At 72.3% G+C, this 24,366-nt stretch carries 18 protein-coding genes and 1 tRNA gene; 8 read left to right on the top strand and 11 right to left on the bottom strand.

The window, feature by feature from the left end; genetic code table 11:
* The first annotated feature begins 215 nt into the window (after positions 1–215).
* The 3 genes from ACQEV8_RS38085 to ACQEV8_RS38075 all read left to right on the top strand — a co-directional run bounded on the left by ACQEV8_RS38085 (position 216) and on the right by ACQEV8_RS38075 (position 3,363).
* Positions 216–1,199: a lysylphosphatidylglycerol synthase transmembrane domain-containing protein gene (locus ACQEV8_RS38085; protein ID WP_432970094.1), complete on the top strand. Its 984-nt coding sequence runs from the start codon at positions 216–218 to the stop codon at positions 1,197–1,199.
* Between the two features lie 43 nt (positions 1,200–1,242).
* A complete protein-coding gene (locus ACQEV8_RS38080; protein WP_432970091.1) occupies positions 1,243–2,007 on the top strand; it encodes a crotonase/enoyl-CoA hydratase family protein in 765 nt (254 codons plus the stop codon).
* 258 nt (positions 2,008–2,265) lie between these two features.
* Positions 2,266–3,363 (top strand): mechanosensitive ion channel family protein, encoded by a 1,098-nt coding sequence (locus ACQEV8_RS38075; protein ID WP_432970088.1) that lies wholly within the window; start codon positions 2,266–2,268, stop codon positions 3,361–3,363.
* Between the two features lie 30 nt (positions 3,364–3,393).
* Here ACQEV8_RS38075 and ACQEV8_RS38070 read toward each other — a convergent pair whose 3' ends face one another.
* Positions 3,394–4,950 (bottom strand): M1 family metallopeptidase, encoded by a 1,557-nt coding sequence (locus tag ACQEV8_RS38070; RefSeq protein ID WP_432970085.1) that lies wholly within the window; start codon positions 4,948–4,950, stop codon positions 3,394–3,396.
* 187 nt (positions 4,951–5,137) lie between these two features.
* Between ACQEV8_RS38070 and ACQEV8_RS38065 the strand changes: the two genes are divergently transcribed.
* The 3 genes from ACQEV8_RS38065 (at position 5,138) to ACQEV8_RS38055 (ending at position 9,558) form a co-directional block, all read left to right on the top strand.
* The gene (locus ACQEV8_RS38065) at positions 5,138–7,357 is read left to right on the top strand and encodes an NADP-dependent isocitrate dehydrogenase (RefSeq protein ID WP_432970082.1); all 2,220 of its coding nucleotides are present in this window, start codon (positions 5,138–5,140) and stop codon (positions 7,355–7,357) included.
* Positions 7,358–7,475: 118 nt separating this feature from the next.
* On the top strand, positions 7,476–8,264 hold the full coding sequence (locus tag ACQEV8_RS38060) for an N-formylglutamate amidohydrolase (RefSeq protein WP_432970079.1): 789 nt from the start codon (positions 7,476–7,478) through the stop codon (positions 8,262–8,264).
* A 67-nt stretch (positions 8,265–8,331) separates the two neighbouring features.
* Positions 8,332–9,558 carry a cytochrome P450 gene (locus ACQEV8_RS38055; protein WP_432970076.1) on the top strand — a complete coding sequence of 409 codons (1,227 nt, stop codon included), beginning with the start codon at positions 8,332–8,334 and terminating at the stop codon, positions 9,556–9,558.
* A 255-nt stretch (positions 9,559–9,813) separates the two neighbouring features.
* On the opposite strand, the gene ACQEV8_RS38050 is transcribed toward ACQEV8_RS38055, so the two are convergent.
* The 3 genes from ACQEV8_RS38050 to ACQEV8_RS38040 form a co-directional block, all read right to left on the bottom strand.
* On the bottom strand, positions 9,814–10,302 hold the full coding sequence (locus ACQEV8_RS38050) for a hypothetical protein (protein WP_432970073.1): 489 nt from the start codon (positions 10,300–10,302) through the stop codon (positions 9,814–9,816).
* Positions 10,299–10,874: an RNA polymerase sigma factor gene (locus ACQEV8_RS38045; RefSeq protein WP_432970070.1), complete on the bottom strand. Its 576-nt coding sequence runs from the start codon at positions 10,872–10,874 to the stop codon at positions 10,299–10,301. Before ACQEV8_RS38045 ends, ACQEV8_RS38050 begins: the two co-directional genes overlap by 4 nt.
* 62 nt (positions 10,875–10,936) lie before the next feature.
* Positions 10,937–12,367, bottom strand: a complete 1,431-nt coding sequence (locus ACQEV8_RS38040; RefSeq protein WP_432970067.1) for a S8/S53 family peptidase — start codon at positions 12,365–12,367, stop codon at positions 10,937–10,939.
* A gap of 189 nt (positions 12,368–12,556) precedes the next feature.
* On the opposite strand from ACQEV8_RS38040, the gene ACQEV8_RS38035 reads away from it, so the two are divergent.
* Entirely contained in the window at positions 12,557–15,124 is a 2,568-nt protein-coding gene (locus ACQEV8_RS38035; protein ID WP_432973291.1) for a CHAT domain-containing protein, read from the top strand.
* Between the two features lie 107 nt (positions 15,125–15,231).
* Here the strand turns inward: ACQEV8_RS38035 and ACQEV8_RS38030 are convergent, their stop codons facing one another.
* On the bottom strand, positions 15,232–16,977 hold the full coding sequence (locus ACQEV8_RS38030; RefSeq protein ID WP_432970064.1) for a LuxR family transcriptional regulator AbsR2: 1,746 nt from the start codon (positions 16,975–16,977) through the stop codon (positions 15,232–15,234).
* A 95-nt stretch (positions 16,978–17,072) separates the two neighbouring features.
* On the opposite strand from ACQEV8_RS38030, the gene absR1 reads away from it, so the two are divergent.
* Complete coding sequence (gene absR1 / locus ACQEV8_RS38025) at positions 17,073–18,158, top strand: beta-glucuronidase AbsR1 (RefSeq protein ID WP_432970061.1); 1,086 nt, start codon at positions 17,073–17,075, stop codon at positions 18,156–18,158.
* A gap of 363 nt (positions 18,159–18,521) precedes the next feature.
* Here the strand turns inward: absR1 and ACQEV8_RS38020 are convergent, their stop codons facing one another.
* From ACQEV8_RS38020 to ACQEV8_RS37995, 6 genes are all read right to left on the bottom strand, one after another.
* On the bottom strand, positions 18,522–18,599 hold the full coding sequence (locus ACQEV8_RS38020; protein ID WP_370443954.1) for a 50S ribosomal protein bL37: 78 nt from the start codon (positions 18,597–18,599) through the stop codon (positions 18,522–18,524).
* A 262-nt stretch (positions 18,600–18,861) separates the two neighbouring features.
* Positions 18,862–18,935 (bottom strand) — tRNA-Pro (locus tag ACQEV8_RS38015).
* A gap of 65 nt (positions 18,936–19,000) precedes the next feature.
* Complete coding sequence (locus tag ACQEV8_RS38010; protein ID WP_432970058.1) at positions 19,001–19,261, bottom strand: hypothetical protein; 261 nt, start codon at positions 19,259–19,261, stop codon at positions 19,001–19,003.
* A 178-nt stretch (positions 19,262–19,439) separates the two neighbouring features.
* Positions 19,440–20,396, bottom strand: coding sequence for a M28 family metallopeptidase (locus ACQEV8_RS38005; protein ID WP_432970055.1), 957 nt, complete (start codon positions 20,394–20,396; stop codon positions 19,440–19,442).
* Positions 20,397–20,407: 11 nt separating this feature from the next.
* On the bottom strand, positions 20,408–23,098 hold the full coding sequence (locus tag ACQEV8_RS38000; protein ID WP_432970052.1) for a hypothetical protein: 2,691 nt from the start codon (positions 23,096–23,098) through the stop codon (positions 20,408–20,410).
* Between the two features lie 213 nt (positions 23,099–23,311).
* Positions 23,312–24,316 carry a LacI family DNA-binding transcriptional regulator gene (locus ACQEV8_RS37995; protein WP_189725946.1) on the bottom strand — a complete coding sequence of 335 codons (1,005 nt, stop codon included), beginning with the start codon at positions 24,314–24,316 and terminating at the stop codon, positions 23,312–23,314.
* Positions 24,317–24,366 lie beyond the last annotated feature (50 nt).

The raw sequence follows: 24,366 nt of genomic DNA, 5'->3' as shown, positions 1-24,366 counted from the left end.
CGAAACCTAGAACCTTAAGCATCCTTGAGGTCAAGGCGCTCGCACATCGCCCCCGACATCCCGCACAATCAGCCCGATCCCCCTCTTCCCGTCCCCCGTCCGCTCCCCGCGCGAAGGCCCCTATGACGATCTCCTCCCAGCCGCTCCCTGTCCGCAATCCGCAGTCCCCGTTTCCGCAACCCGCCGTTGGCGCGGCGTGGGAAGCCTCTGCGGATGTGACAGCGGTACAACTCCCCGAAATCCGCCCGGGACGACTCCCCCGTCGCGTCCCGGTCCGCCGCCTGCGTCAGATCCTGTGTCTGCTGCCGCTCCTGCTCGTCACCGTGGTCGCGGTGCGGCACCGGTCGGTGCTGGCCGAGGGCTTCGCACACCTGGGCACCGCCGAGTGGCCATGGCTGCTGGCCGCGGTCGGCGCGACCTGTCTGACCTGGGTCGCCGCCTCCTGCACCCGGCAGGGCGCGGTCGTCGAACCGCTGCCCAAACGGCGGCTCCTCGCGACCCAGTTCGCCGCGGGCGCGGCCAACCACCTGCTGCCGACCGGGCTCGGCGCGAGCGCGGTCAATCTGCGGTTCATGACGGTGTGCGGGCTGCCGCTCGCCCGCTCCTCGGCCGCACTCGCGCTGTATCTGCTGGCGGAGAGCATCGGGCGGGTGGCCCTGCTGGGCGCCCTGTTCCTCGCGTTCCCCGACGCGCTGCGGCTGAGCGCCCTGGTCCCGGAGACGGCGTTCGGTCCGCTGCTGGCGGGCGCCGGTGTGGTGCTCGTGGTCGCGGCGGCCGTGGTCGCCCTCGTCGGGCGGGTGCGCTCGGCGCTGGTCTCCTTCCTGCGCACGGCACTCGGCGAGGCACGCTCGGTGCACACCCGCCCGGCCCGGGTCCTGGCCCTGTGGGGCGGGTCCTTCGCCTTCCCGGCGCTGCAGGCCTCCGTGCTGGTGCTGGTGGGGCAGTCGCTCGGGCTGGATGTGCCGCCCGCGCACATGGCGGTGGCCTACCTGGCGGCCACGGTCGCCGTCGCGCTGGTGCCGACCCCGGGCGGGATCGGCTCCGTGGAGGCGGCGCTGGTCGTGGCGCTGGTGGCGGCGGGCGGCCCGGCCGCGGTGGCCACGGCCGTGGTTCTGGCCTTCCGGGTCATCACCGTCTGGCTGCCGCTGCTGCCGGGCGCGGTGACGCTGGGGGCCCTGGTGCGGCTGAAGGTGATCTGACCCGGGTAGCGTGCCGACTCCGTCACGCAGAAGGGACTTCACCATGCCGGTGCGGATCGAGCGTCAGGAACACGTGACCACGGTCGTCCTCTCCCGCCCGGAGGCGCGCAACGCCGTGGACGGCCCGACCGCCGCCGACCTCGCCGCCGCCTTCCGGGAGTTCGAGGCGGACGAGGAGGCCAGGGTGGCGGTGCTGTGGGGCGAGGGGGGCACCTTCTGCGCGGGCGCCGACCTCAAGGCGCTGGGCACCGACCGAGGCAACCGGGCCGAGCCGGACGGCGACGGTCCGATGGGACCGACCCGGATGCGGCTGTCCAAGCCGGTGATCGCCGCGGTCGCCGGGCACGCCGTGGCCGGTGGTCTGGAACTGGCCCTCTGGTGCGACCTGCGGGTCGCCGAGGAGGACGCGGTGTTCGGCGTGTTCTGCCGCCGCTGGGGCGTGCCGCTGATCGACGGCGGCACCGTACGGCTCCCCCGGCTGATCGGCACCGGCCGCGCCCTGGACCTGATCCTCACCGGACGGCCCGTGCAGGCCGCCGAGGCCCACGACATCGGACTCGTCAACCGTGTCGTCCCGGTGGGCCGCGCCCGCGCCGAGGCCGAGGAACTGGCCGCCGCGATCGCCGGGTTCCCGCAGGCGTGCCTGCGCGCCGACCGTGCCTCCGTCCTCGACCAGGAGGGCCTGGACGAGCCGGCCGCGCTGCGCGCCGAGTTCCGGCACGGCACGGGCGTGCTCGCCGAGAGTGTCGAGGGCGCCGCCCGCTTCGCCTCCGGCGCGGGCCGGCACGGGTCGTTCACGGACCTGTGAACGAGGCGGATGCGAGCCAGGCGGATCCGGCGCGCGCGACGGCGCGTCATGTGCAGTAACTCACCCCCCGCTCACCCCCGTCTCCGGTACGAAACCCCTTACGGAATGCGGCAGGATGAACGATTGTGCCGACCCCGGGTCAGGGTGGTCGGGCGCGATTCGACTTCCCCGAAATCGAGCAGGTGACTACGTGACGAGACTTCACATCCGGCCGTCGACGACGGCGTTCGCCGCGGTTCTCGCCCCCGGAGGTGACCGGTGAACCGGGCGCTCACGGTGGACGACCTGGTCTTCGCCGGCATCGCCCTGGCCTCGGGCCTGCTGGCGGCCTTCGCGCTGCGCATCCTGCTGCGCTGGCTGGGCGGGCACGCGGACCGCACCCGCTGGAGCGGGGACGACGTCATCGTGCACGCGCTGCGGGCCGTGGTGCCGTGGGCCGCGGTCGTGGGCGGCGCGGCGGGCGCGGCGGCGGTGCTGCCGCTCACTCGGACGGTGCAGCACCACACCAACCAGGTGCTGACCGTGCTGCTCATCTTCGTCGCGACCGTGTCGGCGGCCCGGGTGGTGGCCGGCCTGGTACGCACGGTCACCCAGTCCCGTTCCGGTGTCGCCGGATCGGCCACGATCTTCGTCAACATCACCCGGATCCTGGTCCTCGCGATCGGCTTCCTGGTGGTGCTCCAGACCCTGGGCATCTCCATAGCCCCGATGCTCACGGCCCTGGGCGTCGGCGGTCTGGCGGTCGCGCTGGCACTTCAGGACACGCTCGCCAACCTCTTCGCGGGCATCCACATCCTCGCCTCCAAGACCGTCCAGCCCGGTGACTACATCAAGCTCAGCAGCGGCGAGGAAGGCTACGTCGAGGACATCAACTGGCGGCAGACGACGATCCGCAACCTGTCCAACAACCTCATCGTGCTCCCCAACGGTCAGCTCGCGCAGGCGAACATGACCAACTTCATGCGCCCCGAGGAACAGCTGACCATCCTGGTGCAGGTCGGGGTGGCCTACGACAGCGACCTGGACCATGTGGAGCGCGTGACCAACGAGGTCATCGCCGAGACGATGACCGAGGTCGACGGCGCCGTGCCGGACCACGAGCCCATCATCCGGTTCCACACCTTCGGCGACTCCCGCATCGGTTTCACCGTCATCCTGGGCGTCGGCGAGTTCAGCGACCAGTACCGGATCAAGCACGAGTTCATCAAGCGCCTGCACAAGCGCTACCGCGGGGAAGGCATCCGCATCCCCGCCCCGGCCCGCACGGTGGCGCTCCAGCAGGGCGCGGCCGTCATCCCGCAGCAGCGGACCGGCGAGTTCGAGCCGGGCGACATGACGGCCGCCCGGCTCGACTGAGACACCTCGGCCGACTTCTCCTCTGGGGCGTTACAGCGTCGCGGAGTTGTCGTGGTGCCCGCTGTCCCTCCGGCTGCGCGGAGCCGTGAGGGACGGCTTCACCGGCGTCACGGTCCAGTCCGGGTGGCCCGGCATCCTGGGCGTCTTCGTCCCGTACAGCCAGTCCCGCAGGAAGCTGGTGAGGTCCTGTCCGGAGACCTCCGAGGCGACCGCGATGTAGTCCTCCGTGGATGCCGTGGCGTCGCGGAACCGCTCCAGGAACGCGCACTCGACGGCGCTGAAGGCCGCCTCGCCGATCTGCTGCCGCAGCGCGTACAGGACGAGCACGCCGCCGAGGTAGCGCTGGCTGTCGAAGAGGTTGGCCGCGTTGGGCGCGGCGACCGGCCCGGAGGTGTGGCGCCACTGGTCGCCGAGGGCGTAGGTGTCCTTCATCCGGGCTTCCATGGTGGTCAGGCCCTTGGAGTCGGGCCAGCCGCGCTCGTAGCGGTACAGCAGGCCGTAGAAGTCGGCGTGGCCCTCGTTCAGCCACAGGTCGGCCCAGGTGGCGGGGCTGACGCTGTTGCCGAAGTAGGAGTGGACCAGCTCGTGCATCATGTGCGAGCCGATCTTGCTCTCCTCCTGGAGGAGGTAGTTCGGCTTGTAGAGCGTGAGCGTCTGAGTCTCCAGGCCGGTGAAGTCGAAGGCGTTCGGGTCGTCCGAATTGCACGGGAGCAGGCCGTACGTCTCGAAGGGGTACGCCCCGAGCCGCCGCTCGACCCATTCCACCAGGGCCGGGGTGAGCGACAGGGCGGGTTCCAGGGCGGCGGCGCGGGCGGTGGGGACGACGTCCCGAAGCGGCAGGCCGTGCGGGCCCTGCCGGTCCTTGATCGCGTAATCGCCGACGGTGATCTGCACCACCTCGGTGGCGATGGGCGAGCGGGAGCGGTACGTGTACGCCGTCCGGTCGCCGTCGAGCTGCTCGGTGCGCACGAGCCGGCCGCTCGCGACGCCCCGCAGTCCCCCGGGCACGGTGAGGCGGAAGGTGAAGCCGGCCTTGTCGGAGGGGTGGTCGTTGCAGGGGAAGACGGTGTGCGCGGAGTCCGGCTGGCAGCACACCGCGAAACCGTCCGGGGTGGCGACCCAGCCGGTGTGCGGCAGGGCGCGGCGCGGGTCGGCGGTGTAGTCCACGCACAGGGTGACCCGGGCTTTCGTCGGGAGCGTACGCGCGGGGGTGATCCGCAGCTTCTCGGCCACCTGCTCGAAGGCGGCCGTGCGGCCGCCGACGCGGACGGAGCGTATGTCCAGGCCGAGTGCGTCGAGGGAGAGGCGGCTCAGGGGCCGGGTGGTGCGGATCTTCAGGGTCGCGGTGGCCTCGACGAGCCGGGTCGTGGCGTCGTACGCGAAGTCCAGGTGGTAGGCGGAGACGCGGTAGCCGTCGTTCCCGAGGTCGGGGTAGACGGGGTCACCGAGGGTCTCCGGGCCCGGGGAGGCGTCCGTGCGCGCGGACTCCTCCGAGGCGGCCGCCCGGGCCGGGGCCCCCGTGGTCAGAGCCGCCGCCGTGCCGATCAGGGCGGCCGCCGGGGCCGTCACTCTGGTGCGATATCTCATGGTCCGCTTTCGCTCGGACGGCCGGGTGGTCAGGTCCGGCCGTGTCATGGAGTGAGTGATCTATGTCCATGACAAAGGAGCGGGTCGATCAGTTGCCCGAAACTGGCGGCGGACCCCTGTCGAGACGAGGCTGCTCACGAGATATCTTGATGTCGAGCAATGTTGCAGACGTGGAGCGGAGCACCCGGTGACTGACTCGACCATCATCTATACGCACACTGACGAGGCCCCCGCACTGGCGACGTATTCCTTCCTGCCGGTGGTGCGCGCGTATGCCTCGCAGGCGGGTGTCGCTGTGGAGACCCGCGACATCTCGCTGGCCGGGCGCATCATCGCCGTGTTCCCGGAGTACCTCACCGAGGACCAGCGCATCCCGGACGCCCTCGCGGAGCTCGGCGAGCTGGCCAAGACGCCCGCCGCCAACATCATCAAGCTCCCGAACATCTCGGCGTCCATCCCGCAGCTCAAGGCGGCGATCGCCGAGCTGCAGGGCCAGGGCTACGCGCTGCCGGACTACCCGGACGACCCGAAGACCGACGAGGAGCGCGAGATCGGCGCCCGCTACGACAAGATCAAGGGCTCCGCCGTGAACCCGGTCCTGCGTGAGGGCAACTCCGACCGGCGCGCCCCCGCCTCGGTGAAGAACTACGCGAAGTCGCACCCGCACCGCATGGGCGCCTGGACCTCCGAGTCCAAGACCAACGTGGCGACCATGGGCCAGAACGACTTCCGCTCCACCGAGAAGTCCGTGGTGATCGCCGAGGACGGCGCGCTGCGCATCGAGCTCGTCGGCGACGACGGCTCCACCACCGTGCTGCGCGAGTCCGTACCGGTCCTCGCCGGTGAGGTCGTCGACGCCTCCGTGATGCGGGTCGCCGCGCTGCGCGAGTTCCTGACCGCGCAGGTCGCCGAGGCCAAGGCCCAGGGCGTGCTGTTCTCGGTGCACCTCAAGGCGACGATGATGAAGGTCTCCGACCCGATCGTCTTCGGCCACGTGGTGCGTGCCTTCTTCCCGAAGACCTTCGCGCAGTACGGCGACAAGCTCGCCGCGGCCGGTCTGACCCCGAACGACGGTCTGGGCGGCATCTACAAGGGCCTGGAGGGCCTGCCCGAGGGCGCCGAGATCAAGGCCTCCTTCGACGCCGAGCTCGCCGAGGGCCCGGACCTGGCGATGGTCGACTCCGACAAGGGCATCTCGAACCTGCACGTCCCGTCGGACGTCATCGTCGACGCCTCCATGCCGGCCATGATCCGCACCTCCGGCCACATGTGGGGCCCGGACGGCCAGGAGCACGACACCCTCGCCGTCCTGCCGGACTCCTCCTACGCGGGCGTCTACCAGGCCGTGATCGAGGACTGCCGCGCCAACGGCGCCTTCGACCCGTCGACCATGGGCACGGTGCCGAACGTCGGCCTCATGGCGCAGAAGGCCGAGGAGTACGGCAGCCACGACAAGACCTTCGAGGTCCCGGTCACGGGCACGGTCCGGCTGGTCGACCAGAGCGGCACCGCGCTGATCGAGCAGACCGTCTCGGCCGGTGACATCTTCCGCGCCTGCCAGACCAAGGACGCGCCGATCAGGGACTGGGTGAAGCTGGCCGTCACCCGTGCCCGCGCCACCGGCGACCCGGCGGTGTTCTGGCTGGACGAGACCCGTGCGCACGACGCCAACCTGATCGCCAAGGTCAACGCGTACCTCACGGAGCACGACACCGAGGGCCTGGACATCCGGATCCTCAACCCCGTCGAGGCGACCAAGCTGTCGGTGGAGCGCATCCGCCGCGGCGAGAACACCATCTCGGTGACGGGCAACGTCCTGCGTGACTACCTGACCGACCTGTTCCCGATCCTGGAGCTGGGCACCAGCGCCAAGATGCTGTCGGTCGTCCCGCTGATGGCGGGCGGCGGCCTCTTCGAGACGGGCGCCGGCGGCTCCGCCCCGAAGCACGTCCAGCAGCTGGTCAGGGAGAACTACCTGCGCTGGGACAGCCTGGGTGAGTTCTTCGCCCTGGTGCCGTCCTTCGAGCAGCTGGCGAAGGTCACGGGCAACGCCCGCGCCCAGGTCCTGGCCGACACCCTCGACCGCGCCACGGCGACCTTCCTCAACGAGGACAAGTCCCCGACCCGGCGCGTCGGCGGCATCGACAACCGCGGCAGCCACTTCTTCCTGTCCCTGTACTGGGCGCAGGAGCTGGCCGAGCAGACCGACGACGCGGACCTGGCGAAGGCCTTCGCCCCGCTCGCCGAGACGCTCACGGCCAACGAGCAGAAGATCGTCGACGAGCTGATCGCCGCCCAGGGCAAGCCGGTCGAGATCGGCGGCTACTACCAGCCCGACCCGGCGAAGGCCGCGCAGGCCATGCGCCCGTCCACCACGTGGAACGAGACCCTGGCGTCCCTGGCCTGACGCCCGGGCCCGCAGGGATCCACTGACTCCGCCCCGACCGGCACACCGACCGGCCGGGGCGGAGTCGTGCATGGGTGAACTTGCCGCACGCCACTGACGACGCCCCCGGAGCCGCCCCATGACCGACGCCCCGCCTTCCTTCGAGCTGCCGGCCGGGGACGGCCGCTCCCCCGTGATCCTGCATGTCCCGCACTCCGCGCGGGAGATACCCGATGACGTACGCGCGGGGATCGTGCTCGGTGACGAGGAGCTGGAGCGGGAGCTCGATCACATCACCGACGCGCACACGGCGGAGATCGCGGAGGCGGCGGCCGGGCTTGCCGGGGTGACGCCCTGGCGGTTCGTCAATCGGCTGTCGCGGCTGGTCGTCGACCCCGAGCGGTTTCCGGACGAGCGCGAGGAGATGCGGGCCGTCGGTATGGGCGCGGTGTACACGCGGACCACGCACGGCGGTGTGCTGCGGCCCGAGGGCCTCGACCCCGAGCCGCTTCTCAAGCGGTACTTCCGGCCGTACGCGCGGGCGATGACACAGGCCGTGGCGGACCGGCTGGCGGCCACCGGGCGGGCCGTGATCATCGACGTGCACTCCTACCCGAGCCGGAGGCTGCCGTACGAACTGCACGGGGACGGTCCCCGGCCGGCGGTCTGCCTCGGCACCGACCCGTTCCACACATCGCCCGGCCTGCTGGACGCCGCCCGGGAGGCGTTCGGGGAGACGGGGCTCGACAGCCCGTTCAGCGGGACCTACGTCCCCCTGGCGTTCTACGGGAAACGGCCCGAGGTCGGCGCACTCATGGTGGAGATCCGCCGCGACACCTACATGACCGAGCCGGGCGGTCCCGCCGGGGCCGGACTGGAGCGGCCGGCCGGCGCGCTGGCCCGGCTCGTCGACGCCGTGTCCCGCTGAACGCCGGACGTCACCGGCTGGAGCACTCCCGCGCGACAAGCGTCCGGGGCCCGGCGAGGGTGGGTGCATGACGGAGGAGACCACCACGCTGACCGGCCGCCAGGCACCGCCCCCGGTACGGGACTGGCCCGCCCTCGACCTGGACGGGACGGACTTCGACCCGGTCCTCGCGGAGCTGATGCGCGAGGGGCCGCTGACCCGGATCCGGCTGCCGTTCGGCGAGGGATGGGCATGGCTGGCCACCCGCCACGACGACGTGAAGCTGATCACCAACGATCCGCGGTTCAGCCGGGCGGAGGTGACAAGGCGTCAAGTGACCCGGATGGCACCGCACTTCAAGCCGCGTCCCGGTTCGCTGGCCTTCGCCGACCAGCCCGACCACAACCGGCTGCGCAAGGCCGTCGCCGGGGCCTTCACCGTCAGCGCCATGAAGCGGCTGCGGCCCCGCGCGCAGGACATGCTCGACGAGCTGGTGGACGGGGTCGTACGGGACGGGCCGCCGGCCGAGCTCATCGAGCGCGTGCTCGAACCGTTCCCGATCGCCCTGGTCAGCGAGGTGATGGGGGTGCCCGCCGCCGACCGGGAACAGGTGCACGCCTGGACCCGGCAGATCATCTCCACCTCGGGCGGGGCCGAGGCCGCCGACCGGGCCAAGAACAGCCTGTACGGATGGATCACGGAGACGATCCGCTCCCGCGCGGACGGCACCGGCGAGGACGTGTACTCCCTGCTGGGCGCCGCCGTGGCCGCCGGCGACCTCAGCGAGCCGGAGGCCGTCGGCCTCGCCGGTCCGCTCCAGATCGGCGGCGAGGCCGTCACCCACAACTGCGGGCAGATGCTCTGTCTGCTGCTGACCCGGTCCGAGTTGCGGCAGTGGTGGCACGAGCGGCCCGAGGGCCGCGACGCGCTGCTGGACGAGTTGCTGCGCTACATCCCCCACCGCAGCTCCGTGGGCCTGGCGCGGATCGCCCTGGAGGACATCGACCTGCACGGACACCGCATCCGCGCGGGCGAGGCGGTGTACGTCTCCTACCTCGCCGCCAATCGCGACCCGGACGTCTTCCCCGATCCGGACCGGATCGACCCCGGCCGCGCCACCAACCCGCACCTGGCCCTCGGCAACGGACCTCACTACTGCACCGGCGCCGTCCTGGCCCGCCTCCAGACCGAACTGCTGCTCGGCACCCTGCTGGACCGGCTGCCGGACCTGCGGCTCGCGGTCCCCGCCGACCAGGTCGAGTGGCGGCGCAGGACGATGATCAGGGGACCACGGACCCTGCCGTGCACCTGGTGACCCGGGCGCGCCGGCCGACACCCTCACCGGGTGGGGCACGCCCGGCGGCCGGTGACCTGAGCCGCCGCTCCCGGTCCGGTACCTGAGGAGATCAGCCGCTCCGTCACCATCGCGCTCCGGTCGGCCCGCCGCCGCGGCCACAGCTCGCGGCTCGGCGACGTCGGGCGGATCCCACGCAGCCGAGAAGACCCCCGGCGCCCCGTTCCTCGAGCACGCCCGGCGATCAGTCCCCCGGGCGCGTCCGCAAGGGAGTGGCTAGGCCCGCAGCCACTCCGTCACCACCACGTCCCCGCCGGTCCGCAACCGCAGCGCGAACGGGCCCGAGAGCGGTACGTCGCCGGTGAAGCGGCCCAGGTCGTCGGCTGTGAGCGGGGAGCCGGGCCGCGGGCCGCCCAGGACCTCGATCCGGGCCGGCTGCGGCGGCAGCACCTGTCCGAGCAGTCCGTGCGTGGTCACCTCGACGTCGACGGTCACCTCGCCCGCCCGGAAGGTCAGCATCCGGGGCGCGTCGGTGACGCCCCGGACCGGAAGGGCGTCGACCAGCGAGTCGAAGGTCAGCTCGGCGACCCGGGCGTCGAGGTCGTGCAGCGCGTACGCGTCGACGGCGATCTGCTGGAGCTCCGCGGGCACCGGGTCCAGGACGGCCGCGGCCTGCCGCAGCTCCTCCTCCAGCAGCGCCGCGTCGAACTCCTCGCCCGTCCACTCCTCTTCGCCGATCAGGTCGTCGTCGTTCAAGTCGCTCATATCGCCCCCCGTGCCTCGAGCCGGGCCCGCAGACGCCGCAGACAGCGCTGACGCAGCGGCCCGATGCTGCCCACCGCGATGCCGAGCGCGGCGGACACGTCCTGATAGCTGGGCGGCGGTGTGGCCATCAGCACGCGCAGCAACTGCCTGCACCGCTCGCCCAGTTCCTCGAACTCCTGCCACAGCCGCCGTACGCGTTCGCTCTGGGCGGCGGCCTCCTCGGAGTCGAGCAGCGACTGTTCGGGCGTGCCCTCCTCGCTGACCCGGTCCAGGATCCGTGGATCGTCCGTCAGGGTCAGCCGTTGCGAGCTGCGGATGACCTTCAGGCACTCGTTGCGCGCCGTGCTCGCCAGCCACGCGCCCGCCTTGCCGGGTTCGCGGATCCGCCCGAGGTGCTGGGCGAAGCGGAACCACGCGGTCTGGTACACCTCATGGGCATCCGCGTCGGAGAGCCGGTGGGCCCGCACCACGGACCACACCAGAGGGCTCAGCCCCTCCACTAGCGCCTTCCAGGCCGCCGCGTCGCCGTCGGCGGCTGCCTGGACGAGCGCGCCGGCATCAGTTCGGTCCACGGCAGCCCCACCCCTCGAGTACGGCAGGTCATGGTACGCCGTGGAGGGGGCGGCTTCGGCCCTCACGAGCCGGGGACCAGGCGCACGACCGGGACCGGGCGCCAGGTGGGCGGACGCAGCGCGGGAACGTGCGCCCCGCGCACTTCGGCGAGCCCGGTGTGGGCGGCGAGCAGTTGCCGCCGGGCCGCGCGCGGGTCGGTCTCCTTGTGCGCCGTCATATGGGCGGCGACCATGCCCGCGGTCACGGGGGTGGCGAAGGAGGTGCCGCTCCACTGCGCGTACCCCTCGAACATCACCTGGTCCGGCTTCGCGACGGCGTTCTCGTCGCTCAGCACTCCGGTGTGGCGGGGGTGCCGGCAGGTGCAGCCGTAGCGGAAGCCGTAGCGGCAGGCGTCGTACGTGGAGTGCTGGTACACGTACGGGACGGGTGTCTCGAAGCCGGTGAGGGCGCTGGTGAGGCGCTCGCCGGGGGCGTAGACCCGCACCCAGGGGCCGTGGTTGGTGAAGCAGGCGCCGAACTCGCCGTCGCTGCGCAGGGCACCGACCGACAGCACGGAGTCCTCCCAGCCGGGGAGGTCGGCGTAGGCGGCGGGCCAGAACGGCGTGGCGCTGCCGTTGTTGCCCGCGGCGGCGACCAGCAGGGTGCGCTGCTCGCGCAGTTCCCGCATGAAGTTCTCCACGCCGAGCAGGCCGTCGGTGCGGCCGTTGGAGGTGCCGGCGGAGAGGCTGAGGACGTCGGGCCAGCCGCCGGCGTCGACGGCCTCGAAGAGCTTCTCGCCGAACTCCGACTCCAGGATGGCGCCCGCGTCGTTGAGGCTGCCGCGCACGGTGATGTCGGTGTTGGGCGCGACGGCGGCGACGAGCCCGGCGATGAACGTGCCGTGGCCGACGTACTGCTGGAGGATGCCCTGCTCGTCGCACTCCTGGACCTGGGCGTCGCCGCCGGTGTGGGAGAGCAGGCCGCAGGAGCGGTAGTCCTTCATCAGCCCCGTGTCGACGACGAGGACACCGACGGCGGTCTCCGGGTCGTGGGCCGTGTCGGCGGCCGCCGGGTTGAGCGGCTCGCTGAGCGGGACGGGGACCGGTTCGTCGCCGGGGCAGGCGTTGACCGCGATGTGGACGACATGGTTGCGGGCGGCCATCCGGTGCCCGGCCCGGTCCTCCCGTTCGCGCACGGACCGCAGTGCCTGTGCGACGGCGCGGTCGGCTTCCCGGCCGCCTGCACCGGGGTCGCCGACCCGGATGCGGGTGATGCCACTGCGGTTGGTCCGCGGGCCGGCCCGGCGGACCTCGTCCTGGTCGAGGTCGGGTGCCGCCGTGAAGTGCGCCCGTACGGTGTCCTCGACGATGCCGGCCTCCTCGCCGTCGCGGACGAGGACGACGCCCTTCTCGTACATGAACTCGGCCGAGTCGTCCGGGCCCATCGCGAGGGGGACGTCCGGCATCGAGCGCTGGATCTGTTCGAACTGCTCGTGGAATCGCTGAGGTGCCATGGCGGGTCCTCCCACTGGGCGACGGCGTCGATCGGTGCGGCGGAGCGGTCGTCGGTACGCGCCGATCCTCCTCGACATGAGCCGCCGGGCGGTCATTTGATACAGCGCCGGACCTGTGGGGTGGGGTCGGGGGCCACTACCATCCGAGGAGTGACAGCGGGAAACGACTCGGTGGCGGCGTTGCTGCCGATGGTGTTCGCCGATCCGGGCGAGGCTCTCACGAGGGCCCGGGCGCTCCTCGACGCCGATCCCGCCCCGTCGCACGCCTCCGTGGCCCATCAGGTGATCGGCATCTGGCAGCGGGACTTCGGCGATCTGCGGCTCGCGCTGAACCATCTGCGGCGCGCCCGGGAGTTCGCGGCGCGCGCGGACTCGGCCGACCGGGAGGCGGACGTGCTGGCCACACTGGGCGTGGCCCTGGTGCACGCGGGCCGGACCCGGGAGGGCCTGTCGGCGTTCGAGCGGGGGGTCGCGCGGGGCGGCGGGCTCACGAGGGCGCGGGTGCTGTACCGGCGGGCGTACGTGTGGTGGGTGCTCGGCCGGCATCGCGAGGCGCTGGAGGACGTTCGCCGGGCGGTTCCCGTGCTGCGGCAGGCGGAGGACGTGATCTGGACGGCGCGGGCGCTGACCCTGCGCGCGACGGTGCATCTGGCGCTGGGGTCGGTGGAGCGGGCCGAGGCGGACTTCACCGCGGCCGAGGCGCTGTGGGACACCACCGGCCAGGAGCACGACAAGGCCGACGCGGTGGAGAGCCGGGGGCTCGCCGCGTTCCGGTCCGGTGACGTGCCGGCGGCACTGCGGCTGCTCGACGAGGCCGAGGAGCGGTACGCCCGGCTCGGCACGCCGACGTTCATGCTGAACATCCGGCGCTGCGAGGTACTGATGGCGGCCGGGCTGGCGCCCGAGGCGCTGGCCGAGGCGGACGCGGCGATCAAGACGCTCGACGGGATCGGCGGGCAGTCCACCCGCAAGGCGGAGCTGCTGCTGGTCGCCGCGCGGGCCGCCCGGCCGGCCGGGGATCCGCACACCGCGATCGCCCGCGCCGCCCTCGCGGTACGGCTGTTCGCCGGGCAGCGGCGCACCTGGTGGGAGACGCACGCCCGGCTGGTGCTGATCGAGGCGCGGCACGCCGCCGGGCGCGGCTCGGGACGGCTGGTCGCCGATGCGGCGGCGGTGGCGGAGAAGCTGGCCTCCTTCGGGGCGCCGGCCGCGCCGGAGGCGTCGCTGCTCGCGGGCCGGATCGCGCTGGGCCTGGGCTGGACGGCGGACGCGGAGCGGCATCTGGCCGTCGCCGCCCGCAGCAGGCACAGCGGGCCGCCGCTGGCGCGGATGACGGGCTGGGCGGCACAGGCACTGCGGGCGCGGGCCGCCGGTTCGGCCCGGGGTGTGCTGGAGGCCTGCCGGCGGGGTCTGGACGTGCTGGACGACCACCGGATGACGCTGGGCGCCTCGGAGCTCAGGGCACGCGCCACCGAGCAGGGCGCCGAGCTGGCCGCGCTCGCCCAGCGGGCGTCTCTGGTCTCGGGCGGGCCGCGGCGGCTGCTGGTGTGGAGCGAACGCTGGCGGGCCACCGTGCTGTCCACGGCGCCGACCCGGCCGCCCGCCGACCCCGAACTGCTCAGCGGCATGACCGCGTTCCGTGAGATCGCCTCCCGTGCGGAGGCCGCCCGCATGGAGGGCCGGCCGGTTTTGGCGCTGGAGCGTGAACAGCGGCGCCTGGAGCGGGAGATCCGCTCCCGGACCCTGCACATGCGGGGCGAGGCGCCCGGGGACGGGGACCGCTTCGACGTCGGCAGGCTGCTGGAGCGGCTGGGCGACGAGGTACGGCTGGTGGAGCTCGCGGTGCTCGACGGGCGGGTGCAGGTGCTGCTGTGCGGGCAGGGGCGGGTGCGCAGGTTCGAGGCCGGACTGCTGGCCGAGGCGGAGACGGAGGCCGAGCACGTACAGGCCGGACTGCGGCGGCTGGCCCACCCCGGGGCCGACTCGCGCCTTCCGGTGGTGGAGGCGGCCGGGCGCCGGCTGGAGGAACTGCTGCTCGGCCCGGCGGCGGCGCACCTGGGCGGCGGCCCGGTGGTGATCGTGCCGCCGGGGCGGCTGCACCGGGTGCCCTGGGCTCTGCTGCCGTCGCTGCGGGAGCGGGTGCTCAGCGTGTCGCCGTCGGCGGGCAGTTGGCTGCGCGCCAAGGAGACCGCGCCGCCGCCGGACGGCTGCCATCTGCTGGTACGCGGCCCGGGCCTGGCGACCGGCGGCGCCGAGGTGCCCGAGCTGGCCGGCCGGTACGGCTGCGCGACGGTCCTGGAGGACGGCGAGGCTCGCGTGCCACGGGTGCTGGAGGAGCTGGACGGGGCGGCGCTGGCCCATATCGCCGCGCACGGCACGTTCCGCGCGGACAGCCCGCTGTTCTCCTCCCTGCGGATGGCCGACGGGCCGATCGTCGTGCACGACTTCGAGCGTCTGGACCGCAGCCCGTACCGGATCATCCTGTCCTGCTGCGACACCGCCCGCCTCGCGTCCGTCGGCGCCGACGAACTGCTCGGCCTGGTCACCGCGTTGCTGCCGCTGGGCACGGCCGGGGTGGTGGCGTGCAGCGCGCCCGTCAACGACGCCGCGGCGGTGCCGCTGATGCTGGCGCTGCACAAGGGCCTCGACGCCGGCCTGTCCCTGGCGGAGGCGCTGCGCGACGCCCGGGCCGCCCTTCCGGGCGACGCGCTGCACCAGGCCACGGGCTGGGCGTTCTCGGCGTTCGGGGCGGCCTGAGGGGCGGGCTCACGGCGGGGACTGAGGGCGTCAGCTGAGGGCGTGAGCTGAGGGGCGGCCTGACCCGTCCCCTGTGCGGGTCAGGCCGCCGGTCTCTCGGGTGCGGCTCAGGCCGGCTGGGCCTCCGGCACCTCGGTCAGCCACGGCAGGGCACCGCGGTCGCTCGCGCCGAGCCGTGCGTAGGCGCCGTACAGGTGGTTGCCGACGGTGCGGATCGACAAGGTGAGGCGTTCGGCGATCTGCCGGTTGCTCAGGCCCGCCGCCGCGAGCGTGACGATCTGCCGCTGCCGGGCGGTGAGTTCGCCGAGAACCAGCCCGGACAGCGCCGGCGTGCGCGCGCCCTGGCAGCGCCGGGCCAGTGCCACGGCCCGGGTGCGGGAGTGCCGGGCGGCACGGGGATCGCGGTGTGCCCCCACGGCCTGGGCGTGCGCCTCGGCAGCGAACAGCGTGAAGCCGCGCCGCTCCAGCTCCTCGGCGACCTCGTCCAGGGCCGGGCCGTCGGCGCGGGTGAGCGCGTCGGCGTGCCGGGCGAACACGCCGGAGAGCCGGTCGATGACCTTCTCGGGGGCGCCGAGCCGGACGGCGTCGTAGGGGTCGGCGAGGTGCGCGAGGGCGGTGTCCAGGCCGCCCCGGACGTCGACCGGAGGCTCGCCCAACAGGACGGAGGCGCGGTCGAGTTCGTCCTGGCACGACGCGTCCGAGGGTGTGCCGCGCAGCCCCTCCCCCGCCCAGGCCGCCGCCTCCCGCAACTCCCCGCGCAACCGGGCGAACCGGGCGCGTACGGCGGCGTACCCGCACGGCAGCGTGCCGCCCTCGGCGACCAGCCACTCCCCCACCGGCGTCGGCAGGGCCCGTACGTCGTCCTGGTCGATACGGTGTGCCAGTGCGGCCGACTCGGCGTCGAGGGCGGCGGCACAGGCGTCCGGTGTCCGGGACAGCCGGCGTGCCCGCAGCCGGCCGGCCGCCGCCCTGAGCACCGGGCCGTGCAGGGGGTGGGCGAGGCGGACGGTGCCCGCGTCGTCGACGCGGATCAGGCCGTCGGACTCCAGGACTTCCAGGGCACCGAGGTCCGCGTCGTCCGGACGCAGCGGCAGCGGTTCGGCGAGGGCGAGACGGTCCAGGGTCTCGCGTTCGCGGGGGCAGGTGCGGCCGAGGGCGGGGGCGGTGCGCTCACGCACGGCCGTGGTCAGCGGCACCGGGCCCCGCCACGCGCGTTCCTCGGTGCCCGGGCGGTGGGTGAGCCGCCCCCGCACCGCGCCCAGCAGGTCGCGCAGCAGCCGCAGATCGCCCTGGCTCAGCCGGTGCAGCCGGCCGACGGTGAGCGGGTCGAGCGGGCCGGCGCCGGCCGTGAGGAGCTGTGCGGTCTCCTCCTCCCCCGGCGGCTCCAAAGTCAGGCGCGGCAGCAGCTCCCCGGTCCACAGCCGGGAGATCGCGCCGGGCACCGGGGTGCCGTCCGTGGTGACGACCAGCAGTCGGGTGCGGCCGTGCACGGCGAGTTGGTGGACCAGGGCGGCGGAGGCGTCGTCGAGGAGGTGCGCGTCGTCCACGACCAGCGTACGGACGCCGGACAGGAGTTGGACCGCGCGGTGCAGGGTGAGCGTCTCGGGCAGCAGATGGGCGAACGCGGCGAGGGGAAGGGCGCGGCTCTCGGGCGTACCGGCCGCCCGGGCGCAGTCGGTGCCGCGGACCGCCTCGGTGACGAGACGCGTCTTGCCGCAGCCCGCCGGGCCCGTCACCACGATGCCTCGGCGTCCGCCGGTCAAGGACCTGCGGACCAGCTCCAGTTCGTCCTCCCGCCCGGCGAACGGCCAGGGCAGCTCCAGGGGCGTCGCGTCCCGCTCGTAAGTCGTCACACAAGCATGAGCGCGGCTGCTCACTTCTGATACAGGGCGACTTGAGTAGCCCCCGACTCAGGCGCCCGGGACAGCCCGCGAGGCAGGCTGAGGCCATGACCGCACGCTACTGCTCGCTGGCTCAGGCGCCGGCGCCAGCCTTCGCACCGGGGCTGGCGGCCGAGCGGCTGAGCGCGCTCGCGAGCGGGCGGCGGATGTGGGTCAACGGCACTGTTCTGCACTACTGGTTCTTCGACGGCGACAGCGACGCGTCCGTCATCCCCGTGCCGGGGAGGGGGATGACGCGACGCGTGTCGTGGGCCGGCGCCGAGGAGCAGCGGGACGTGGTGCGCGCGTGCTTCCAGGAGTGGCAGGACCTCGGCGCCGGGATCTCCTTCGCCGAGGTCGACGACCGCTCGGAGGCCGAACTGCGCATCGGGTTCCAGCTCGGCGACGGTTCCTGGTCGGCCGTGGGCCGCGACGCGCTTCTGGCCGGACGGCACGAGCGCACCATGAACTTCGGCTGGGACCTGACCGCGCCCGGGGAGCGCGGGACGGCCCTGCACGAGATCGGGCACGCGCTCGGCATGCTGCACGAACACCAGAGCCCTTTCGCCGGCATCCACTGGGACGACGAGGCCGTGTACGCCGAACTGGCGGGCCCGCCCCACCACTGGAGCCGGGAGAGGACGCACTACAACATTCTGCGCAAGCTCGACCCTGACGAGGTCAACGGCTCCGTCTGGGACCCGCAGTCGATCATGGAGTTTCCGTTCTCGTCGGGGCTGGTCCTGGAGCCGGAGCAGTACCGCGCGGGTCTGAACCCGCCCGGCACCCTGTCCGCCGCCGACAAGGAGTTCGTGCTCCGCTGGTATCCGTCGGCGGATCCTCCGGGACCGTCCGAACTGGTGCCGTTCCGCTCGGCACCGCTCGGTCTCGGCCCGGGCGAGCAGGCCGACTTCGTCGTCGACCCGCCGGAGACCCGCAGCTACACGCTGGGCACCTTCGGCGACAGCGACGCCGTCGTCGTGGTCTTCGAGGAACGGGACGGGGAGCCCCGTTACCTCGCCGGGCAGGACGACGGAGGGACCGCACGCAACGCCACGATCAGCGCCCGGCTCGTCAAGGGCCGCCGCTACCACGTCCGTGTACGCCTGTACTCCGCATGGGGTTCCGGCGAGACGGCGGTGATGTGCTGGTGACAGCACGGACGCGCCGCGCGGACACCTGAGCCACAGTCCGGCACCGGGGGAGCGGTCGAGGACGTCACCCATGGGGGTGGGTGACGTCCTCGACCTCGCCATGTCCTGGTTCACGTCCGGGGCGGGGGCGCACGGCCGACGGACGCGGTGCCGTCGCGGGCCCCGCCTAGGGCGGCGGCGCGGCGGACACGGGGCACACCGGCCCTGGTGCCGTGGATCCACCCCAGGGGTGGAGACTACGCAGGAACGGGGTGCCGGAGGCGCTGCCGATCTGACGGAACCTGGTCGTACCGTGCCCGCGAACGCATCGGGTGGGTGGCACATGCCACCCACCCGATGCGTCGGCACGACCGCGGGACTTTCTCAGGACTGCGGACGGCTGCCGTGGTTCGCGCCGTTCTTGCGGCGGGCCTTCTTCTTACGACGTCGCTTCGAGGACATCGAACCTCCTCTTTCCAGCTTCTTGGTCACTATCCACCGGATTGTCGCATCCGGTGATCACAGAGCGCCTTTCCAGCCGTCGCCACGGCAAACACACCTCATGGGGATGCACATGGGTGGCCTGCGTCACGGACGCCGGGAGCCCGGTGCGAGAAGAGATGGCTCACCTGATCACACCCTCGGATCGCAGGGCATCCCTAAAACGATCAAGAGGTCGTGTCGGATTCCTTCGACACGACCTCTGACCTGCGACTCTTGCAAGTCGGGACGACAGGATTTGAACCTGCGACCCCTTGACCCCCAGTCAAGTGCGCTACCAAGCTGCGCCACGTCCCGATGCGTCTCGCGCGGGTGAACCGCGTGATCACGCAGGTCAACACTACCGCACCCGGGGAGGGACCTCAGCCTCGCGGCCCTCGTGATGACTCCGGCCGATCTGAGCCCCCGGTCCGGCCGGCGAGGCCCCCGGTCGAGACGGCGACGGCGAGGACGGCCCACCAGGGGATCTCCGCCTTGGTCGCGTGCCCGGCGCAGGCCGCGACGGCCAGGAGTGCCGGGACGGCACCCCCGATCAGTCCGGCACGCCGGACGGGTCGGTGCCGCGTCTCGTCCACGTCGTGGTCCCCCTTCGCCTGCGCGATCGCGCGCCCTGGGGAGCTCAACTCCCGGGCATATGCCGCAAACAATACGCTAAGTCGACGGCAACTCCCTACCAGGGCATACAGGTTGAGACGGACACCGGATGATGTGTCCCTGATCGCCTGATGTCCCTCGAAGCGCCGTGGTCCGGCCGGTGCGAAGGCGGTCGGTGGCGCCGTTCAGGGCTCTCACAGAGCTCAATCAGGGGAGGGCTTCGGCCAGTACGGTCGCCAGGGTGAACCTCGTGATGTCGGCGAGATAGCCGTAGTCGAGCGTGTCCGGAGCGTCGGAGGTCTGGTGGTAGTGCGGGTTGCCGTCCCCTTCGTAGGCACCGATCGCCACGTCGCCCCTCGCTTCGAACGGCATGTAGTCACTGGAGTAGATGGGTCCGAGCCGCACCGGCAGCGCCGTGTGGTCCGCCGCCGCCTGCGCCATGACCGCGCCGAAGGCGTGCGAGGCCGCGTCATTGCCCGGTACGGCGTTCCCCAGGTCGCGCTCCACCGTGACGGTGCCGTCCGCCGGCGGTCTGCCCACCATGTCCAGGTTCACCACCCGCAGGACCGAGACCCCCGCGGCCTGGAGTGCCGCCGCGTACGCCGTGGCTCCCCACAGCCCCTGTTCCTCGCCCGAGAAGGCCACGAACCGGACCGTGCCGGCCAGGGCGACCGGGGCGAGCAGACGGGCAATCTCGAGTGTCGCGGCCACCCCGCTGGCGTTGTCGTCCGCGCCCGGCGCGCGTGCCGTGGCGTCGTCCGGGTTCTGCATGCGGCAGTCGTAGTGGGCGCACAGGATGATGACGGGCCCGTCGGCCGCCGTGCCGGGCTTGGTGCAGATCACGTTGTCGGCGCTGTGACCGGCGTTGGTCCAGGTGCGTCTGGTCACCTGCGAGTATCCCGCTGCCGACAGCCGGCCGACGACCTCGTCGGCCGCCGGCCCGATGAACGGCGAGAAGGTGTGCCGCGTCGGGAAGTCCGCCAGTGCCTCCACGGTGTCGCGCAGCGCGTCCGCCGACACCGCGGCGACGAGCGGGGCGATCGACTCGTCCGTCCGCTTGTCCGTCACGCCGCGTTCCGCCGGTACGAAGGGTTCGGCCGGGCTGGGCGGGTGGCCCTTGAGCGGTGGCGCGAGCGGCAGACCCTCGAGTACGTCGCGGTTCATCTTCTGCCTCCTCAGCCGGTGTGGAGGGCGGGTTGGCAGTAGGCACAGCCGGTGTAGCCGCGGGCGAGCGCGTCCTCGGCGCGCCGGAAGGGCACCCTGCTGCCGGCGCCGAGCCTGGACCAGTGCGGGCAGCTGGAAACGTGCAGTTCGCCGCTGCGCGGGTTGCCGAAGAAGAAGTCCTCCAGTTCCCGCACGGCCGTGATCTGGATAGTCATCCGCCCCGCGAGCTGCCCGTCCTGGTACTGGGTGGCCACGAACGGATAGAGCCGCAGGTGCTCCCCGTGCTGGGAGAAGTCGATGGTGATGTCGGCCGTCACCCGGTCGTCGGGCTCCAGCGTGAACCCGTCGACGACGGCTGTTCCACCTCCGGGCATCTCCAGCGTGGAGCGCACGGCGCCCGTCTCGGTCAGGGTGCAGCCGGTCAGCTCCGCGTCCCGCGTGACGCGGGTCAGCGTCCGGACCGAGACCCGGGCGTCGTCCGGCAGGGCGGTCGCGTCCAGCTGCCAGGAGCCGGCGGTCTCGGTGAGGCCGCCGCGCAGCGTGATCGTCATGTGTGTCCTGCCGCCCGGTGCGGCCAGCTGCGGCGCCACGTTCCGCTGCGCCACGTTGTTGTCGAACCGCACCAGGTGACCGTGCGGCACCGGCCCGTTGAGGGTGGCGGTGACGGCGGGGTCGGGGGCTCCGTGCACGACGGCGACCAGGCATTCTTGGTCGGCGATCTGCGGGGTCCACACGAGCGGCCCGACCCGGACCGCCCCGCCCGCGGGGATCGGCTGGTCGATCACCACGGTGCCCAGCGACCGGAAGTGCGTCGGCCACAGCATCCCCGTGCCCGGATCGCACGCGAAGGCCTCCACCCGGAACGCTCCGCTCGCGGCTTCCTGGGTCCCCCGGTTGTGCACCCGCACATAGAGGTAGTTGGGCCGGTCGTTGACGGGCGGCTCGTGGCCGAGTTCGGGATTGTCGCCCGCACTGATGTCGGTGTTGCGGACCCAGATGTCCGGCGACTCCCAGAACGGGACACCGCTCGGCACCGCGCCGAGGTCGGCGGGGTTGTCGCCGATGTAGACGTCGACCGGCCGCGGCGCCCAGAGTCCCTGGTTCACGAAGGCCTCGTCCATCACCTTGCTGTAGAGGCCGCCGGTGAGCGTGGAGTCGGCCGTGATACAGCCCTTCGCCATGCTCACGGCATGGCTGCGACCCGATGAGGTGTCGTCCGGCACGATGAGCAGCATCTCCAGCATCGTCCTGTTGATCGCGTCGGCCGCCGCGATCCGTACGGCGGGATCGGGCGAGTCGCCGCCCATGCCCAGGTAGCACCGCCACAGCGCGGTGCCGAGCATCGAGTTGCGCAGGTTGAAGTGGAAGCCGTTGAACGCCGGGGCGTCGAAGCGCTGAGGGACGTCGAGCCGTCGCTCGGTACTCCACTGGTTCGTCGCGTTGTTGTCGAAGGGGAACGTCTCCGTACGCCGGTGCCCCTCGGGATTGAACCGGTCGCGGTAGATCGCGGGCAGTGCGTCGCAGACGCTGTGCTCGTACGACAAGGAACCGCCGTGCCGTGCGTCGAGCCACTGGAACACACCGTGGGTGTATTCGTGGCCGATGACGCCGAGGTCGCCCGAGTCGGGTGCGCCGCCCTCGCCGAAGCGGATCCGCGGAGGTGTCACGGTGCCGAGCCACGAGCTCTGGTCCTCGCCGTTGTGGGCCTGGGCATCGACCTCGACCTTGACCATGCTGGTGTTGAGGGCCGCGTTGCCCAGACCGCGCAGGTAGCGCGCGAAGGAGTCGAGCCAGTAGTAGGCGTTCGCGCTCAGGAAGGCACGGTCGGCGGGGTAGGGCCGATAGGTGAAGTCCGGTGACGTCTCCTCCGGCTGAGGGAAGGCCGGGGTGTCCCAGTCGATACACCGGAACCAGTCCCCGTCGAGCCGGAACCTGCCCCCGACGGCCGGAGCGACCTCCGCCTGGACATCGTGGCAGAGGGCGTCGAGGGTGGCCGCGCTGGAACCGCCGTGCACCGTGCCGTCGTCGGACTCCGTCACGGGATCGGGCATGAAGACTCTGAGATTGGCCGTCACGTATTTCCCCGCGAGGGCGAGCCAGAGCACCTTGCCGGAGACGGCGTCCACGACGACCCGGAAATGTTCGAAGGGGCCGCTGGTCTCGACGAGCAGATCGTGGACGAGATGGAGGGCACCGTCCGGCTTCTGCCCCTTTTTCAGCAAGGCGACCGTCGCGCTGGGATAGTCGGTCTCCGGCAGCGGGGGCCTGGCCGTGTCCCGCAAGTACACCAGCTCGTCCCTGACGATTCCGGCGGACGCGTATGCGCCCTGGAACGGCGCGAGGGCGTTCTTCCGCACGGCGTCGAGCGGCTGGGCCGTACCGGGGTCGGGGGCATCCGTGACATCGACCTCCGCCGTGTGATCGACCTGGATGACGGCAGCCTGTTTCACATCGGCCACGGCCTGGACGGTGGCGCCCACGATCGGCAGATCGTGGTGGAACTGCTGGTAGCGCACGCGCAGGGTGGCCGCGCCCTCGGCGGAGTCCACCTCGCGCAGGTCGATGCGCCCGGTCCTGAGGTCCTGGGAGCGCGCCTTCATGAAACGGTCGATGGCCTTGCGAGCCGTCGGCGCGCGGGTCAGGGTCGCCCCGGGATCCACGTAGGTCCGCAGAACACCGTCGGCGTCCGCGTGTTCACCCACACCGGGAACCATTCTCAGCGGCTTGTGGGCCTCAGGGCCCGGCATGTTCCTCTGCTGTCCGGAGTGGTGCGCATTCATGAGATGCCTCCTCCAGCGAATCTGGAGGGAAAGAGAAGAAGACGCCAAGCCGCCTTGGCACTCTCGGATTTGGGGTGTCGGGATAAATTCTAGTCCCGCCTGTCAGGGGCGGCGACTCGGGAAATCCCGCCGGAATCAGCCTCGTTGAAAACGAAACGTCGTTCCCCGGACTTCCAGTGTCGGGGTCGCGAGGTGCACGCGCCCCTCTCCCCCGGGCCGTTCGAAACGGTCGAGGAGGAAGCGGGCGGCGCGGCGGCCGACCTCGTGGCCGGCGTTGTCGACGGTGGTGAGCCACAGATGGCGCAGCCGGGAGATGCTCGTGTTGTCGTAGCCGACGAGGGACACGTCGTGCGGGACACGCAGGCCCAGTTCCTCCGCCGCCGAGAGGGCGCCGACGCAGGTGATGTCGTTGACGGCGAACACGGCCGTGGGCCGGTCGGGGCGGTTGAGGAGGCGGACGGCGGCACGGTAGCCGCCCTCCTCGGTCATGTCCCCGGTCTCGACGACGGCCCGGTCCGCCAGGCCGTGCTCCCGCATCGTCGCCTCGAAGCTGCGGCGGCGCAGTTCGCCGACGGCTCCGTAACCGGCGAGGTGGGCGATGCGGCGGTGGCCGAGGCCGATGAGGTGCTCGGTGACCAGCCGGGCGCCCTTCTCGTCGTCGCCCGCGACCTGGTCCACCCCGGGCGGCACCGGCTCGCGTGCGCCCGCCAGGACGACCGGCATCCGCGCGGCGACCGCGCCGAGGGCCGCCGGGTCGGGCAGCGTGCCGACCACGACCAGACCGTCGACGCGCAGGTCCAGCAGCGGGTCGGCGGGGTCCTGGCCGGTGCGGCGGTTGAGGCGTGCGTCGGCCAGCAGCATGTGCAGGCCGTGGGCGTGCAGCAGGGAGTTCAGGCCGTCGAGGAGGTCGACGAACCAGGGGTTGCGCAGATCGTTGAGGAGGACGCCGACCGTGCGGGTGCGCTGTTCGCTGAGGCTGCGGGCGGCGGCGTTGGGCCGGTAGCCGAGCTCGCGGGCGGCCCGGAGCACGGCTTCCCGCTTCTCGGGGCGCACCTGGTCGGAGCCGCGCAGCACCAGGGAGACCAGCGACTTGGAGACGCCGGCGCGTTCGGCCACGTCGCGGATCGTCGGCGGTCTCATGGATGGACCGTTCCATGCGGGTCCAGGGCTTGTCAAAGGCTTGACAGCTG

The sequence above is a fragment of the Streptomyces sp. CA-179760 genome, assembly GCF_050937045.1.
Classification (GTDB): Bacteria; Actinomycetota; Actinomycetes; order Streptomycetales; family Streptomycetaceae; genus Streptomyces.
The sequence above is the reverse complement of the archived record's forward strand: the minus strand, read 5'-3'. Positions and strand labels throughout refer to the sequence as shown.